14 protein-coding genes are annotated in these 15,933 nt (G+C 71.0%); 8 read left to right on the top strand and 6 right to left on the bottom strand.

Annotation, left to right across the window (positions count from 1 at the left end):
* The first annotated feature begins 33 nt into the window (after positions 1 to 33).
* Together IR155_RS05440 and IR155_RS05435 are read left to right on the top strand one after the other, a co-directional pair.
* Entirely contained in the window at positions 34 to 945 is a 912-nt protein-coding gene (locus IR155_RS05440) for a phosphodiesterase (RefSeq protein WP_135113810.1), read from the top strand.
* Positions 946 to 1,033: 88 nt separating this feature from the next.
* Positions 1,034 to 2,491 (top strand): aspartate ammonia-lyase, encoded by a 1,458-nt coding sequence (locus IR155_RS05435; protein WP_135113809.1) that lies wholly within the window; start codon positions 1,034 to 1,036, stop codon positions 2,489 to 2,491.
* A 122-nt stretch (positions 2,492 to 2,613) separates the two neighbouring features.
* Here the strand turns inward: IR155_RS05435 and IR155_RS05430 are convergent, their stop codons facing one another.
* The gene (locus tag IR155_RS05430; protein WP_135113808.1) at positions 2,614 to 3,483 is read right to left on the bottom strand and encodes a fumarylacetoacetate hydrolase family protein; all 870 of its coding nucleotides are present in this window, start codon (positions 3,481 to 3,483) and stop codon (positions 2,614 to 2,616) included.
* 112 nt (positions 3,484 to 3,595) lie between these two features.
* Here IR155_RS05430 and IR155_RS05425 point away from each other — a divergent pair, with 112 nt between their 5' ends.
* The 3 genes from IR155_RS05425 to IR155_RS05415 all read left to right on the top strand — a co-directional run bounded on the left by IR155_RS05425 (position 3,596) and on the right by IR155_RS05415 (position 6,094).
* On the top strand, positions 3,596 to 4,804 hold the full coding sequence (locus IR155_RS05425) for a PrsW family intramembrane metalloprotease (RefSeq protein ID WP_228066683.1): 1,209 nt from the start codon (positions 3,596 to 3,598) through the stop codon (positions 4,802 to 4,804).
* Positions 4,805 to 5,021: 217 nt separating this feature from the next.
* Positions 5,022 to 5,393 (top strand): FKBP-type peptidyl-prolyl cis-trans isomerase, encoded by a 372-nt coding sequence (locus tag IR155_RS05420; protein WP_135113807.1) that lies wholly within the window; start codon positions 5,022 to 5,024, stop codon positions 5,391 to 5,393.
* A gap of 152 nt (positions 5,394 to 5,545) precedes the next feature.
* A complete protein-coding gene (locus IR155_RS05415; RefSeq protein WP_135113806.1) occupies positions 5,546 to 6,094 on the top strand; it encodes a YceI family protein in 549 nt (182 codons plus the stop codon).
* Positions 6,095 to 6,152: 58 nt separating this feature from the next.
* Here the strand turns inward: IR155_RS05415 and IR155_RS05410 are convergent, their stop codons facing one another.
* Positions 6,153 to 7,463 carry an MFS transporter gene (locus tag IR155_RS05410; protein ID WP_135113805.1) on the bottom strand — a complete coding sequence of 437 codons (1,311 nt, stop codon included), beginning with the start codon at positions 7,461 to 7,463 and terminating at the stop codon, positions 6,153 to 6,155.
* A 185-nt stretch (positions 7,464 to 7,648) separates the two neighbouring features.
* Between IR155_RS05410 and rpsO the strand changes: the two genes are divergently transcribed.
* Positions 7,649 to 7,918, top strand: coding sequence for a 30S ribosomal protein S15 (gene rpsO, locus IR155_RS05405; protein ID WP_018187174.1), 270 nt, complete (start codon positions 7,649 to 7,651; stop codon positions 7,916 to 7,918).
* Positions 7,919 to 9,100: 1,182 nt separating this feature from the next.
* Here rpsO and surE read toward each other — a convergent pair.
* The 3 genes from surE to IR155_RS05390 form a co-directional block, all read right to left on the bottom strand.
* Positions 9,101 to 9,844, bottom strand: coding sequence for a 5'/3'-nucleotidase SurE (gene surE / locus IR155_RS05400; RefSeq protein WP_135113804.1), 744 nt, complete (start codon positions 9,842 to 9,844; stop codon positions 9,101 to 9,103).
* A complete protein-coding gene (locus tag IR155_RS05395; RefSeq protein ID WP_135113803.1) occupies positions 9,841 to 10,875 on the bottom strand; it encodes a PfkB family carbohydrate kinase in 1,035 nt (344 codons plus the stop codon). Before IR155_RS05395 ends, surE begins: the two co-directional genes overlap by 4 nt.
* Positions 10,876 to 10,938: 63 nt before the next feature.
* Positions 10,939 to 12,348: an MFS transporter gene (locus tag IR155_RS05390; RefSeq protein ID WP_135113802.1), complete on the bottom strand. Its 1,410-nt coding sequence runs from the start codon at positions 12,346 to 12,348 to the stop codon at positions 10,939 to 10,941.
* Between the two features lie 102 nt (positions 12,349 to 12,450).
* On the opposite strand from IR155_RS05390, the gene IR155_RS05385 reads away from it, so the two are divergent.
* Positions 12,451 to 13,383 carry a helix-turn-helix transcriptional regulator gene (locus IR155_RS05385; protein ID WP_135113801.1) on the top strand — a complete coding sequence of 311 codons (933 nt, stop codon included), beginning with the start codon at positions 12,451 to 12,453 and terminating at the stop codon, positions 13,381 to 13,383.
* Positions 13,384 to 13,410: 27 nt separating this feature from the next.
* On the opposite strand, the gene IR155_RS05380 is transcribed toward IR155_RS05385, so the two are convergent.
* Positions 13,411 to 14,421 (bottom strand): isopenicillin N synthase family dioxygenase, encoded by a 1,011-nt coding sequence (locus IR155_RS05380; RefSeq protein WP_135113800.1) that lies wholly within the window; start codon positions 14,419 to 14,421, stop codon positions 13,411 to 13,413.
* A 522-nt stretch (positions 14,422 to 14,943) separates the two neighbouring features.
* Between IR155_RS05380 and aztC the strand changes: the two genes are divergently transcribed.
* Positions 14,944 to 15,873 carry a zinc ABC transporter substrate-binding protein AztC gene (gene aztC, locus IR155_RS05375; protein ID WP_135113799.1) on the top strand — a complete coding sequence of 310 codons (930 nt, stop codon included), beginning with the start codon at positions 14,944 to 14,946 and terminating at the stop codon, positions 15,871 to 15,873.
* The last annotated feature ends 60 nt before the right edge of the window (positions 15,874 to 15,933 follow it).

Here is a 15,933-nt window from a genome sequence, read left to right as displayed (position 1 = left end):
GGCGGCGTCGGAGGCCGGTCGTACGCTGGCATCATGCAGCTCGGCCAGCACGCTCCCGCCCACAGGACGATCGTCCATCTGAGCGACACCCACCTGCTGGCGGGCAACGCGCCCCTCGGCGGCCGGTACGACACCGAGGCGAACCTCGCGCGCACGCTCGAGCGGCTCGAGCAGCACGCGGCGGACGGCGCCATCCGGCCCGACGCCCTCGTGTTCACGGGCGACCTCACCGACCTCGGCGAGCCCGACGCGTACCTCCGCCTGCGCGCGCTGGTCGAACCGGTCGCGGAGCGCCTCGGCGCGCCCATCGTGTGGGTCGCCGGCAACCACGACGAGCGCCCCGAGATGCGCCGCGACCTGCTCGGCCTCTCGGCCGACGAGCAGCCGGTCACGGGGGTCTGGGACCTCGGCGGGCTCCGCCTCGTCGCGCTGGACAGCTCGGTTCCCGGCTGGCATCACGGCGAGATCGATGAGGCCCAGCGCGAGTGGCTGCGGCAGGTGCTCGCGACGCCGGCACCGCTCGGCACCATCCTCGCCCTCCATCATCCGCCGCTGCCGAGTCACGTTCCCCTGTTCGACATCCTCGAGCTGCGGGATCAGGACGCGCTCGCCGATGTGATCAGCGGATCCGACGTGCGCGCGATCCTCGCCGGGCACCTTCACTACTCGATGAGCGGCACGTTCGCGGGTGTTCCGGTCAGCGTCGCATCCGCGTCCTGCTACACGATGGACGTCGCCCGCCCGCCGCAGCGCGTGAACGGCATGGATGCCGGTCAGTCGTTCCACCTCGTGCACGTGTACGACGACACGATCACGCACACCGTCGTGCCCGTGGCGGCCGATGAGGCGGGCGGGTACTTCAGCCCCGAGTGGTACGCGACGATGGCGGCGCTGAGCCCCGCGGAGCGCCTCGAGCGGTTCTCCCGCAAGCCGCCTCGCGGGTGAGACGGGCGGGTGGATGACCGTCGCCTAGGCTGACAACGACGCCCTCTCGATGGCGAGAGGGCATGGCCGCGCACCCACGAGGAGAACGATGGCTGACGACTCGACCACCCGCATCGAGACAGATTCGCTGGGGTCGCTGGAGATCCCGTCCGACGTGTACTGGGGGGTCCATACCGCCCGGGCGCTCGAGAACTTCGACATCTCGAAGCGGCCCATCTCGGTGTACGCCGACCTCGTCGTCGCGCTGGCGATGGTCAAACAGGCCGCGGCACGCGCGAATCGCGACATCGGCGTGCTGGATCCCGCCAAAGCCGACCTGATCGACCGCGCAGCGCAGCGCGTGATCGACGGCGAGTTCCACGATCAGTTCATCGTGGGCGTCATCCAGGGCGGCGCCGGCACGTCGACCAACATGAACGCGAACGAGGTCATCACCAACATCGCGCTCGAGCTCGCCGGCCGCCGGAAGGGCGACTACGAGTTCCTCTCGCCGATCGACCACACGAACCGCAGCCAGTCGACGAACGACGTCTACCCGACGGCGATCAAGATCGGCATCTCGCTCGTGCACGTCTCGCTGCTCGAGGAGCTGGATCTCCTCCGCAAGTCGTTCCTCGCGAAGGCGCACGAGTTCCACGACGTGCTGAAGGTCGGGCGCACACAGCTGCAGGATGCCGTCCCGATGACCCTCGGGCAGGAGTTCCACGGCTTCGCGACGACGCTCGGCGAGGACCACGCGCGGCTCGGCGAGAACTCGTCGCTGCTGACGGAGATCAACCTCGGCGCCACCGCGATCGGCACGGGCGTGACCGCGGCGCCCGGCTACGCCGAGTCGGTGCGCCGCCACCTCTCCGAGATCTCCGGGCTGCCGCTCGCGACCGCGACCGACCTCGTCGAGGCGACGAGCGACACCGGCGCGTTCATGTCGTTCTCGTCCTCCCTCAAGCGCAACGCGATGAAGCTGTCGAAGATCTGCAACGACCTGCGACTGCTGTCCTCGGGCCCGCAGGCGGGCTTCGGCGAGATCAACCTTCCCGCCCGCCAGGCGGGGTCGAGCATCATGCCGGGCAAGGTGAACCCGGTCATCCCCGAGGTCGTGAACCAGGTGGCGTTCTCGGTCGCCGGCGCCGACATGACCGTCACCATGGCGGCCGAGGCGGGACAGCTTCAGCTCAACGCGTTCGAGCCGGTGATCGCCCACTCGATCCTGCAGTCGATCACCTGGATGCGCCAGGCGATGCGGACGCTGCGGGTGAACTGCGTCGACGGCATCACCGCGAACCGCGAGCGCCTCGGCGCCATGGTCGGATCGTCGGTGGGCGTCGTCACGGCCCTCACCCCCTTCATCGGATACGCCGCGGCGGCCGCGCTCGCGAAGGCCGCCCTGCTGACGAACCGCAACGTCGCCGACCTCGTCGTCGAGGCCGGGCTCATGGACCGCGAGGAGGTCGACAAGCAGCTCTCGCCGGCGCGCCTGTCGGGCATCGAGGCGATCACCGCGGCGATTCCGATCATCTCGCCGGAGGACCTCACGACCTCGTCGTGACGCCGCGCGCGGCCGGGCGCGCCCCGCGTCCGCGCCCGGCAGCCGGTGGGCGTCGCCTGGCCCGCCCGCAGACCGCGAGGCCGCACCCGATCCGGGTGCGGCCTCGTCGCGTCGTCGTCGGGTCAGGCGACCACGCGGCAGTGCGTGGTCAGCTCTCCGATGCCGTCGATGCCCACCGTGACGGTGGAGCGGTCGCGCATCAGCACCTGCGGTGTGCGGGAGTAGCCGGATCCGCCGGGGCTGCCCGTCGAGATGAGCGTGCCCGGAAGCAGGGTGATGCCGCGCGAGAGGTGCGCGATCAGCTTCGCGACCGATCTCACCATCGTCCCGGTCGAGGCGTCCTGCATGGTGTGCCCGTCCAGGACCGTCCAGATGTGCAGGTCCTGCGGGTCGGGCACCTCGTCGGCCGTCACGACGTACGGGCCCACCGGCGTGAACCCGTCGAACGACTTCGCGCGGCACCACTGCGACTCGGAGTACTGCACGTTGCGGGCGGTGATGTCGTTGACGACCGTGTAGCCGAAGACATAGTCGAGCGCCTCGTCCTCGGTCACGTCGCGTGCGGGCCGGCCGATGATGACGCCCAGCTCGGCCTCGTAGTCGACCGCCTCGCTCAGCGAGCGCGACCACGACGTGGTGCCCTCGTGCGGCGCGAGGGAGTTCGGCCACAGCGTGAACACCGTGGGCGTGTCGTCGGTCTTGAGGTTCAGCTCGCCCGAGTGCGCGGCGTAGTTCAGCCCGACGGCCATGATCGACGGCGGCGTGAGCACGGCGGGCGCGAACGTCGCCTCGTCGATCGGGGTGCGCTCGCCCCGGTAGGCCGAGGCCGCATGCCGCACGGCGTCGCGCAGGGGACCGCCGCCGGCGATCAGCTGCTCGAGCGTGCGAGGGCCGTCGGGCACCAGCGTGTGCACCGGGAGTGCCTCGCCGTCCTCGACGAGGACGAGGACGGGGCCGTCGCCCCCGGGCAGCACGACGTGGGCGAAACGCATGCCCTCAGGCTACCGGCACCGGCCGTCGCCTCGATGGCGCCGGAGCGCGCGGCCAATATGATGACCGTGATCACGGCGCCGCCGGCGCCGCGAGACGTGCGGGGAGAGACTCATGACCTACGGGACCGGCCTGACGCCGCCTCACCAGCAGCCGTTCCCGACGGCGCTGGCCCAGCCGACCTACGGGATGGGCGCGGCGATCGCCCCGGCGCCTCCCGCCGTCCAGGCTCTTCCCGTCGCGTCGCCCCGCGGGCGGCGCGTCTGGGTGTGGCTGTGGCCCGTCCTCGGGCTGCTCCTGCTGCTGCTGATCGCCTACTTCGTGACGTTCCTCGGTCCGTTCGCGTCGCTCGTCGGCCTGGTCGCAGCGCTCATCCCTTATGCGGTCGTGATCGCCACGGTCGTGCTCATCGACCGGTGGGAGCCCGAGCCGAAGGGGCTTGTCTTCTTCGCGCTCGCGTGGGGCGGCATCGCCTCCATCGCATTCACGTTGCTGTTCGACCTTGCGCTCACGTTCGTGCTCCCCGAGCGCAACGACTTCTTCAGCGCGGTGATCCAGGCGCCTCTCGTCGAGGAGGGATTCAAGGGCCTCGGCCTGCTGCTCGTGTTCTGGATGGGCCGCCGCGCGTTCGACGGGCCCGTCGACGGCGTCGTCTACGGCGCCATGATCGGCGCCGGCTTCGCCTTCACCGAGAACATCCAGTACTTCGCGATCTCGACCATCGAGGGCGGCGCCGCCTCGCTCGGCTTCACGTTCTTCCTGCGCGCGATCCTGTCGCCCTTCGCGCACGCGATGTTCACCGCCTGCACGGGCTTCGCGCTGGGGCTCGCGGCGCGGCGCGGAATGAAGGCGGGACGGGCGATCGGCCTCGCGGCGGTCGGCTACATCGCCGCCGTGCTCCTTCACGCGCTCTGGAACGGCGCGTCCTTCGTCGTCGGTGGCGGGCTCTTCGAGTTCCTGGGGTACTACTTCGTGCTGCAGGTGCCGATCTTCGCGCTGTTCGTGTGGGGGATCGTCATGCTGCGCCGCGAGGAGGCGCGCCTGACCCGCGAGCGACTCGGCGACTACGCGGCGGCCGGCTGGTTCACGCCGCAGGAGGTCGACATGCTCGCGACCCCCGCGGGACGCCGCACGGGGCGTGCGTGGGCGGCAACCCTCCCGGGCGGGCGCAGCAAGCTGATGACGACGTTCATCCGGGATGCGGCCGCGCTCGCCGCCGCCCGGCAGCGCGCCATCTCGGGACGCGACCCGCAGGCGGCGCACGACGAGCACGTGCTGCTCGCCCGGATCACGACCACCCGCCAGGCGCTGCTCTCCCGCTGATCCGGATCACGCGCCGGGGGTCTTGACACCCCGGCGGGGCAGGCGCATCCTGAATGAAGATCAACTCAGCGCCCGGAAGACTCGCAGGCATCGCCGCAGCCCGGGCGCTGAGTGCTTTCCCGGACGTGCGGCGGTCCTGCGGTCGAGACCTCAGCTCTCGGCGTAATCATCGGCACCTCATCCCCGTGGCCGAGGGGTTCATGGTTCGATTGAACGCATGAGCGCAGATCGCACCAAGCCCGAGTTCGACGCACCCCAGGGCCCCGCGCCCACCGAGCTCGTCACCCGCGACATCATCGAGGGCGACGGCGCCGAGGCGAAGCCCGGCGACACCGTCACCGTCCACTACGCGGGCGTCGAGTACGAGACCGGCGAGGAGTTCGACTCGTCCTGGAACCGCGGCGAGAGCATCCAGTTCCCGCTGCGCGGCCTGATCCAGGGCTGGCAGGACGGCATCCCCGGCATGAAGGTCGGCGGCCGCCGCGAGCTGGTCATCCCGCCGCACCTCGCCTACGGCCCGGCCGGCGCCGGTCACTTCCTCAGCGGCAAGACGCTGATCTTCATCATCGACCTGATCGACGTCGCCTGACGCACCCTGAACCACACGGAGCGCCCTCCTCGGCGGGAGGGCGCTTCGTCGTTCCCGCAACGTTCACGAACTGATCGGGAATATATGCGCATGAATGCGTATTGTGATCCGTATACCACTGCCGTCCCACGGCACGACCTTCGAGGAGAGCTATGACCATCGAGATCCCCGGCTACCGTCCCGGCACCTACGTCATCGACCCCGCGCACAGCGAGGTGGGCTTCACCGTCCGCCACATGATGATCTCCAAGGTGAAGGGCGCCTTCCACGTCATCGAGGGCACCATCGTCGCCCCCGAGAACCCGCTCGAGGCGAAGGTGACGGCCAAGGCCGACGTCGCCTCGATCAACACGAAGGACGAGGGTCGCGACCAGCACCTCCGCTCGGCGGACTTCTTCGACGCCGAGAACCACCCCACGATCGAGTTCGTCTCGACCGGCGTGCGCGAGCAGGACGGCGAGTTCCTCGTCGACGGCGACCTGACCATCAAGGGCATCACCAAGCCCGTCACCTTCACGGTGGAGTTCGGCGGCTTCGGCGTCGACCCGTGGGGCAACTACAAGGCGGGCGCCACGGGCTCGACCAAGATCGACCGTGAGGAGTTCGGCCTGACCTGGAACGCCGCGCTCGAGACGGGTGGCGTGCTGGTCGGCAAGGACGTCACGATCACGATCGACCTGCAGGGTGCGCTGCAGGCGTAAGCGCTTCGGGAGAGGGGCGGGTGCCGGATGGCGCCCGCCCCTCTTGCATGTCCGGCGCCTACGGTGTCGGATGCTCCGCGTCGTACGCGCGGAAGCCGTGGGCGAACCGCAGGATCGTCGCGACGATCGCGATGATCACTACGCCGCCGACCAGCGGCGGCACCCACAGCGCGATCCCGGCGAGGATCCCCGTGTAGAGCGCGCCGATGCGCGGCCCGCCCGCCACCACGACCATGAAGATCCCCTGCAGCCTGCCGCGCACCGCGTCGGGGACGGCCGCCTGCAGCATCGTCTGCCGGAAGATCGAGCTGATGTTGTCGGCGGCGCCGGTGAACGCCAGGCAGACGCACGCGAGCACGATGAGCAGGATGTCGGGGTGCGCTTCGTCGATGCGTCCCGCGCCCGACCACCCCAGCGCCGCGGCGAGCAGGACGAGCCCGAACAGGCCGGTCGCGAGGCCGAATGCCTGGATCGCGCGCGCGATGCCGACCCCCTGCCTCCGCACCGTGCCGATCCGCCCCGAGAACAGGCTCGACACCAGCACACCGGCGGCGATCGCCGCCATCAGCAGGCCCGAGGTCACCTCGCCGCCGCCGAGCAGCACGACGCCGATCGCCGGGAACAGGGCGATCGGGTGGCCGAAGGTCATCGCGACGACGTCGAGGATGAACTGCATCCGGATGTTCGGAGCCACCTTCAGGAACGCGAGGCCGTCGGCGATCGACCGGAGACCGGGTTGCTCCGTCTGCCCCTCCGGCCGCAGGCGGGGGAGCGTCGCCAGGCCGAGGAACAGCGACAGGGTCAGCACGGCGTCGATCGTGTACGTGATCGGGTAGCTGAACAGCGCGACGAGCACGCCGCCGATCGCCGGCCCGACAAGCACCATCACTCCCGACGTGATGCCGGTGAGCGCGGCGGCGGCCGCGATCAGGTGCGTGCCGACGAGCTTCGGCGTCATCGCCATCTTCGTCGCGCCGGCGACGGTGCTCGCCGCGGAGTTCACGATCGACAGGCCGTACAGCCACCACACATCGATGTGCCCGGTCCACGCGAGGACGGCGAGCAGCAGTGTCGACGTCCATCCGATCGTCGCGGCGGTCAGCGCCACGATGCGGCGATCGAAGTGGTCGGCGAGCATGCCGCCGTAGAGGCCGGCGACGATCATCGGCACGAGCCCCGCGACCGCGATCATCGACACCGCGAAGGTCGATTCCGTCAGCGCGTACATGTGCAGCATCACGGCCGTGATCGTGAGCTGGCTGCCGAGCCCGCCGAGCAGGGTTCCGACCCAGAGGCGGGCGAAGGCGGGGCTCTCGCGCAGGGGGCGCAGGTCGACGAAGTGGCTGCGGCGGGTCGTGGTCTCGCTCACGCGTCTGCCTCGGAGTGCTGCACGGATCGACCCTAATCGGTGCCGCGCGCACCGGGGCGCCGCACGGTGCGGATGGCCGCGGATCGCTGGTAGACTCTTGTGGTTGCCGTTCGATCGGCCGCGGATAAAGAGAGCTCGCGCATCAGGCGTCGGGCGCCGCGCAATGAGGAGAGAGGGGATCACCTATGGCACTGGAAGCAGACGTCAAGAAGGCGATCATCGAAGAGTACGCGACGCACCCCGGTGACACCGGATCCCCCGAGGTGCAGGTCGCGATGCTGACGCAGCGCATCAAGGACCTCACCGAGCACCTCAAGGAGCACAAGCACGACCACCACTCGCGTCGTGGCCTGTTCCTGCTCGTCGGCCAGCGCCGCCGCCTCCTGGGTTACCTCCAGGATGTCGACATCAACCGTTACCGCTCGCTCATCGAGCGCCTCGGTCTGCGTCGATAAGCAGAGCGCACCAGCGTTCAATCGTCTTCTCAAGGGCCCGTCCAGGTGTGGACGGGCCCTTGTTCGTTTCCTTTAGAAGCGTCTCGCACGCTTCGGGGCCGCAAGCGGCGCCCTTGCGAGCGAGGCACCGTCGCTGGCGCTCCGTTGCGGCAGCGCTTCGCGCTGCGTTGGTCGCTTCGCTCCACGTTCGCTTCGTTCGCAAGGGGTACAGGTTCGTTACCCCGCCCCGGTTATCGAGCGAGCGGAGCGAGTCGAGATGACGGCTCGCACGGACGGGCGGCTCCGGGCCGGTCGCTTCGGCTCGCTGGCGCTCGCTCAGCAACCGCTGGGGGGCACATGTCCGTTTCCGTTACCTCACCCCGGTTATCGAGCGAGCGGAGCGAGTCGAGATGACGGCTCGCACGGCCGCGCGGCTTGGGGCCGGTCGCTTCGGCTCGCTGGCGCTCGCTCAGCAACCGCTGGGGGGCACATGTCCGTTTCCGTTACCTCACCCCGGTTATCGAGCGAGCGGAGCGAGTCGAGATGACCGGCTCGCACGGCTGCGCGGCTTTGGGTCGGTCGCTTCGGCTCGCTGGCGCTCGCTCAGCAACCGCTGGGGGGCACATGTCCGTTTCCGTTACCTCACCCCGGTTATCGAGCGAGCGGAGCGAGTCGAGATGACGGGTCGCACGAGTGGGCGGCTCGGGGTGGGTCGCTTCGGCTCGCTGGCGCTCGCTCAGCAACCGGCCGGGGACGTCACCCCGGCGGTGGCACAGGTCCGTTACCTCACCCCGGTTATCGAGCGAGCGGAGCGAGTCGAGATGACGGGTCGCACGAGTGGGCGGCTCGGGGTCGGTCGCTTCGGCTCGCTGGCGCTCGCTCAGCAACCGCTGGGGGGCACATGTCCGTTTCCGTTACCTCACCCCGGTTATCGAGCGAGCTTGCGAGTCGAGATGACCCGCTCGCACGGACGCGCGGCTTAGGGCGGGTCGCTTCGGCTCGCTGGCGCTCGCTCAGCAACCGGTGGGGTAAAGGTGCGGCGTGTGCACCATCACGCCCCTCATTCGGTGCGTTCGCCGCACCTTTGGGCGGACCCATCCCCGGTTATCGAGCGAGCTTGCGAGTCGAGATGACCGGCTCCACGGCTGCGCGGCTTAGGGTGGGTCGCTTCGGCTCGCTGGCGCTCGCTCAGCAACCGCCGATTCAGGCGGGGTAGCCGAGCGGGCGGTGCGAGACGGGCTCGATGCCCGTGAGCGTCACGTAGCCCTCCGCGAGGAGCGCGGCATCCGTCCCGGGCTCCGGCACGTTCGGCAGGTCCTCCACCGCAAGGCGGATGTACTTCTCGCCGCGTTCGCTCAGCGTCGTCTGGACGATGCCGAAGGGCGCCAGCGGCGCCTCGCGCACGCCGCGATGCTCGCGCGCATTGGGCACGTTGAGGTTGACGACGGATCCGCGCTCTAGCGACATCAGGAAGGGCAGCGTCTCGACGGCGACGGCGGATGCCGCGTCCCACTCGAACGCCTCGGGCCGCATCCCGACGTCCAGCGACACGGCGAGCCCCCACGCGCCGTTGAGGCCGCCGGTCAGCGCCGCCCCAACCGTGCCGGAGTGGAGGATCGCGCGCCCCACGTTCGCGCCGTGGTTCACGCCCGACAGGACGAGGTCGAACGGATCGCCGAATGCACCGTGCGCGGCGATCAGCGCGATGAGACCCGGGCCGCCGCGCACCGCGTACGCCCGCAGATCCTCGAGGCCCTCGATCGTGCGGGACTCCATCGCGATCCGGCCCTCCTCCTCGCCGGCGATGATCGACGCGCTCGCGCCGCTCGACTGGCGTTCCGGAGCCGCGATCATCACCTCGAGGCCCTTCGCCGCGGCCGCCCGCGCGAGGGAGTGCAGTCCCGGCGCCTCGATCCCGTCGTCGTTCGTCACCAGCACGCGCGTCATGCGTCCCCCTCCCTCTCGTCCGTCCGGTGATCGCCCGTGTCCGCGAGCGCGGCGAGGCCGTCGGGGCTGATCCTGCCGTGGCTGTCGTCCGGATCGGCGCCGTGCTCACGCACCTTGACGCTCCTGCGCAGCCGCTCGATGGTCTCTATGTCGCCGGTGCCGAGGCCGTGCCGGGTGACGTTCAGCGCGCCGGCGGCAGCCCCGGTGACGACCGCCTCGCGCAGCGACTGGCCGGTGGCGAGCCCAGCGCAGACACCGGCCGTGAGCGAGTCTCCCGCGCCACGGTGGTCCGCGATCTCGAGCTGCGGGGGAGTGACGTCGAGGATCGTGTCGCCCGCGCGCACCACGAAGGCGCCTCCGCCGCGCGTCACGATCACGTCGCGCGCCCCGCGTCGTCGCAGCTCCTCGATGGCGCCGACGACGGCGGCGGTGTCGGCGTCCTCGGCGAGCAGGCCGTCGGCGACGAGCTCCTCATCGCTGACCTTGAGCACGTCGATTCCTCCCTCGAGCGTGGCGATCATCCGGTCGCCGGCGAGATCGGCCACCACGCGCACATCATTCGTGCGCAGGTCGGCCGCCAGGCGCCGGTACGTGTCGGCGGGCAGCACACCGTCGCCGTCCGGCCCGCTCAGGATGGCGAGGCCCGCGTCGATCCCCTCGCGCAGCATCGCGCCGTACAGCTCGTCGAGGTCGTGGCGCCCGAGGGGCTGGCCCTGCGTCTCGGCGACCGCGGTGCGCTCGCCGTCCCGGCGGTCGTGCACGTACGCGGCGCCGCGGCCCTCGCGCTCGACCCCGACGACGCGGAAGCCCTCGTCCTCGAGCAGGCGGCGGACGACCCGGCCGAGCTCGCCCGTGAGCGCGCAGCACAGGGTGGCCGAGACGCCGAGCCGGCGCAGCATGCGCGCCTGCCAGACTCCCTGTCCACCGGCGTGGACGTGGATCTCCGGGTCGCCGCCGTCGCCGTCCGACCCGTGATCCTCGATGGTCACGGTGAGGGTCGGCGACGGGGCGAAGATGGCGATGTCCGGCATGGTCCCCACGGTAGGCCGGGTGCCGCCCGACTTCAGCCCCCTTGCCTGGTGCCCGGGGCCGCGCTACCCGTGGCCAACCGCGCCCGCCGGCTGCCGGTGCGCGACAGCCAGCACCGCACCGGCGACACCCGCGATGACCGCAGAGCCCGCGATCGCGTACTGCAGCGCGGGGAGCAGCCCTTCGGCGAGTCTGCTCGCCACAAGCGCGGCCATCACGGGGGTGCCGAGCGCGATGCCGACCTGCTGGCTCAGCGTCACGAGACCGGTGGCGAGCCCCTGCCTGTCGGCGGGAAGCGAACCGGTCGCCGTCACGACGTACCCGACGATCGCGACGAGGTTCGCGATGCCGCCCACGAAGGTGAGCGAGAGCAGCGCGGGAAGGGAGCCTGCCGCCGTACCGAGGAGAGCAAGCGGGGCGGTGACCGCGGCCTGGACGAGCAGGCCGAGCACGATCGCGCCCCGCGACCCGATCCGCGCGATGACGCGCGGGGCGATGAGCCCGCCGATCACGGTGCCGACGCCGAGGACGCCGAGGGTGAGCCCCGCATCGAGCGCGGAGTGCCCGAGGATCTCCTGCAGGTACAGCGTCAGCAGGAAGACCAGCGACGTCTCGGTGGCGAAGGCGATGAGGCCGGCGATGTTGCCCCAGGCGACGTTCCGGCGGCGCAGCAGCTCAAGCGGAACGAGCGGCTCGCGTGCGCGGGACTCCACGACGCCGAAGACCACCACCAGGATCGCCGCGCCGGCGAGCGGCAGCCACGTCGAGGGATCCGCCCAGCCCGACTCGCCGGCGTTGCTGATGCCGAACACCAGCGCGACGAGGGCGAGGGTCACCAGGATCGCGCCGGCGACATCGAGCCGAGGACGCTCGTCCGACCTCCTCTCGCGCACCGCGGTCGGGGCGATCACGAGGACCAGGATCGCGACGATGACGTTGACGAAGAACGCCCATCGCCAGCTGACGGTTCCCGCGAGCACCCCGCCGAGAACCGCCCCGGCGGTGAAGCCCGCGGCCATGAGCGCGCCGTTCAATCCGAGCACGCGGCTGCGCTGCGGCCCCTCCGCGAAGGTCGTTGTCAGCAGCGACAGGGCCGCCGGAGTGACCATCGCGGTCGCGATGCCCTGGGCGATCCGGGCGGCGATCAGCAGCGCCGGCTCCTGCGCGAGGCCGCCGGCGAGCGACGACGCGCCGAGCAGCGCGATGCCGGCGAGGAACAGCCGCTTCCGGCCGAACAGGTCGGCGACGCGCCCGAAGAACAGCGTGAACCCCGCGGCGCAGAGGGCGAACGACGTGATGATCCACTGCAGGTGCTCGGTGGCGAAGCCCACCTCCGCTCCGATGCGCGGCAGGGCGACGTTCAGGATCGAGAAGTCGACGGCGAGGGTGAAGTTCGCGGTGAGCAGCACCGCCGTCGCGAGGCGCTGGCGGATGTCGGGCGGTGCGGGACGGGAGAGGGACGTCGTGGAGGTCATGGTGCGACCCTCCGGCAGCGGATGGCCCGCAGCCAGATCCCTGGAGAGCCTGGCACCCACAGGGACAGGCACACCGGGGCGAGAGGGGAGGAGACTTGGCGCATGACCGTCCCCGCCGTGAACCAGGACCTCGCCACGGACGAGGGGCTCCGCGCTCGCCGCGGCGCAGCGTCGCGGCCGAGCGACGTGCGGCTTCAGTCGCGCTCGAGCGAGCTCGGCGACTTCCTGCGCTCGCGCCGGGACCGGCTGACGCCCGAAGCCGCCGGGGTCATCTCCTACGGCCGCCGCCGCGTCCCCGGGCTGCGCCGCGAGGAGCTCGCGCAGCTGGCCGGGGTGTCGATCACCTACCTGACGCGGCTCGAGCAGGGGCAGTCGCGCAACGCCTCCGACGCCGTGTTGGCGGGCCTCGCGCGGGCCCTGCGCCTCGACGACGACGAGCGCGCACATCTCCATGCGCTCGCTCACGCCGAGCCCACGCTGCGCTCCCGTCCCGTCCGGCCCGAGACGCCCCGGCCCGGGGCTGTGCAGCTGGTGCGCGCCATCGCCGAGGGGCCGACGCTGCTGCTCGGCCGCTTCAATGACGTCCTCGCCTGGAACCCTCTCGCGCATGGCCTCGTCGCGGGTCATCTCGACCCCGATGCGCCCGCCGACCGCGGCGCGCGACCGAACCTGATCCGCATGCTGTTCCTCGACCCGCACACGCGCGCGCTGTACCGGGACTGGGAGTCCGAGGCGGCGCTCGCCGTCGCGTCACTGCGCTACGTCGCGGCCGAGTTCCCCGACGACGTGCGCATCGCCCACCTCGTGGGCGAGATCAGCACGGACAGCCCCGATTTCGCGCGCATGTGGGCGCGTCACTCCGTGCGCCTCTGCACGAGCGGCACCAAGCTGCTCCACCACCCCTCGGTGGGGGACCTCGACCTCGACTACGAGGTGCTTCACCTGCCCCAGGGCGACGGGCAGCGTCTGCTGACCTTCACCGCGCCGCGGGGAAGCGCCTCGGAGGCCGGGCTGCGCCTCCTTCACGCCGCTTGACCGCGCCGCGTCCGAACGGGCCCCGCCTCAGGATCGGGCGGCGAGAAGGTCGGCGTGCCAGCGCTCGGCCACATCGGGGTGGGCGCGCAGGCGCGATTTGAGCGCGTTCTCGCCGTACAGCGAGTGGATCGGGTTCGACGGATCCTGCTCCACGCCGCGGGCACGCGCCGCCAGCTCGGCGGGAAGCTCGAGGATCGGCAGTCGCGCGTCGAGCGCGGGGCTGAAGAAGAACGGGATGGAGATGCGGTCCTGCGGGGCACGCGGCGAGAACACGCGGTGGTTCGTCGCGCGCAGGTAGCCCTGCGTCGCGTACTCGAGCATCTCGCCGATGTTGACGATGAAGGATCCGGGCACCGGGGGCGCATCCACCCACTGTCCGTCCCGCTCGACCTGCAGGCCGCCGCGCTCGGGCTGCACCCAGAGCAGGGTCAGGACGCCGGAGTCCTTGTGGATGCCGACGCCCTGCTGCGGCTCGTCCGTGTCGACCCCCGGATAGCGGACGATCTTGATCAGCGTCGCGGGGTCACCGAAGTGCTTGTCGAAGTAGTCCTCCTCGGCGTGGAGCGCGAGCGCCCAGGCGCGCAGCAGCTTCCTCGCGACCTGGGTCAGGCGGTCGTGCCACTCGGTGATGACCTCGCGCAGCTCGGGGAGTGCCTCCGGCCAGAGGTTCGGACCCTGCAGGCGGAAGAAGTCGGCGGCCTCGGGGTCGGTCACGGGCTCGCGCTCCGGACCGATGTCGATCTGCTCGCGCCAGTCGACCTTTCCCTGGGTGCGCTCGCCGCCGATCCGGGTGTACCCGCGGAAGTGCGGGCTGGTGACGTTCTCGATCGCGAGCTTGTCGGCCTCGGGGAGGTCGAAGAACGCGCGGGAGACGCGGTGAACGCGCTCCTCGAGCTCGGCGGAGACGCCGGTGCCGACGAGGTAGAAGAAGCCGACGTCCCGCGTCGCGGCCGCGAGGTCGTCGCGGAAACGGGCGGCGGCCTCGTCGCCCTCGTCGAGCTGAGAGAGGTCGAGGATCGGCAGGTTCAGAGCGGTCATGGATCGACGGTACGAATCCGGCCGCGATCCCGCGACAGTGTGACGCCCGCGCAGGCGAATATGACGAGAGGGCGCGATCAGCCCTGTGGAGGAAGGCGATCCGTAACCTGCGACCCCGTGGCGTCGTCCACCGCGGTGAGGCGGATGACGCGGTCGGCCGCGTCGATCGCGGTGTCGTCGTGCGTGACGCACGCGACCGCCGCGCCGCGGGCGGCCTCCTCGGCGAGGATCTGACGCGCGCGCTCGCGGCTGTCCGCGTCCAGGCCCGAGGCCGGCTCGTCCAGCAGCAGGATGGCCGGTCGCAGCGCGATCGCCTGGCGAGAGCGAGCTCGCCGCGACCGAACCCGTCGTCGACGTCGCGGCCGGCGGATCCGGCGTCACGCTGTTCGTCGACGCACAGCGCGCGTACGTGAACGACCCCGGATCGGGCGTCGTCCACGAGATCGCCTACGCCGACGGTGCGCGCATCGCCCGCACGCTCGAGACGCCGACCGATGCCGCCTTCTTCGCGGAGGTCGGCCGATGAGCGGCGCGCCCGCTCGCCGCCTCGCCGGCGCGGCAGGAGTCCTGGCGGCCGCGCTCGTTATCGCCGGACGCGCCGGCGGCGAGCCGACCGGAGCGGGGCCCCGGATCGTCGTGACCACGAACATCCTGGGCGACATCGTGGAGAACGTCGTGGGTGACGAGGCCGAGGTCACGACCCTGATGAAGCGGAACGCGGATCCGCATTCGTTCGAGATCTCGGCCCAGGAGGCGGCGATGCTCGGCTCCGCCGACCTCGTCGTGTCCAACGGGCTGGGGCTGGAGGAGGGGCTGACCCAGCACCTCGACCGCGCCGCCGCCGACGGAGCGCCGCTGTTCGTCGCCGGGGACGCGATCGACGCCCTCGCCTACAGCGACGAGGAGGCGGCCGGAGCGCCCGATCCGCACTTCTGGACCGACCCCGCGCGCGTTGTCGACGTCGTCGACGGGCTCGAGCAGGCGGTCGCCCGCATAGAGGGCGTGGACACCGCGGCCGTCCACGAGCACGCCGAGGCATATCGCGCGGAGCTCGGCCGGCTCGACGCCGAGATGACCGAGGACTTCGCGGCGATCGACGAGGGCCGGCGAGCGCTCGTGACCAATCACCACGTCTTCGGCTACCTGGCCGATCGGTTCGGCTTCCGGATCGTCGGTGCCGTCATCCCCGGCGGCACGACGCTCGCGGCCCCCAGTGCGGCTGATCTCCGCGACCTGGCGACGGCGATCGAGGAGGCCGGCGTGCGAACGATCTTCGCCGAGTCGTCCCAGCCCGACCGGCTGATGCAGGCGCTCGCCAGCGAGGTCGGCATCGAGGTCGAGGTGGTGGAGCTCTACACCGAGTCGCTCACGCCTCCGGGTGTGGGCGCCGACACCTATATGACGATGATGCGCGCCAACACCGAGCGCATCGCACAGGGCCTCACGCAGTGAGGTCATCCATGGAAAGGGAAATGATGAAACGACAGACGCGACTGGTCGCAGCAGCAGCCG

It is taken from the genome of Microbacterium paludicola (assembly GCF_015235415.1).
GTDB lineage: Bacteria > Actinomycetota > Actinomycetes > Actinomycetales > Microbacteriaceae > Microbacterium > Microbacterium paludicola.
This window is presented reverse-complemented; position numbering and strand designations above follow the sequence as displayed.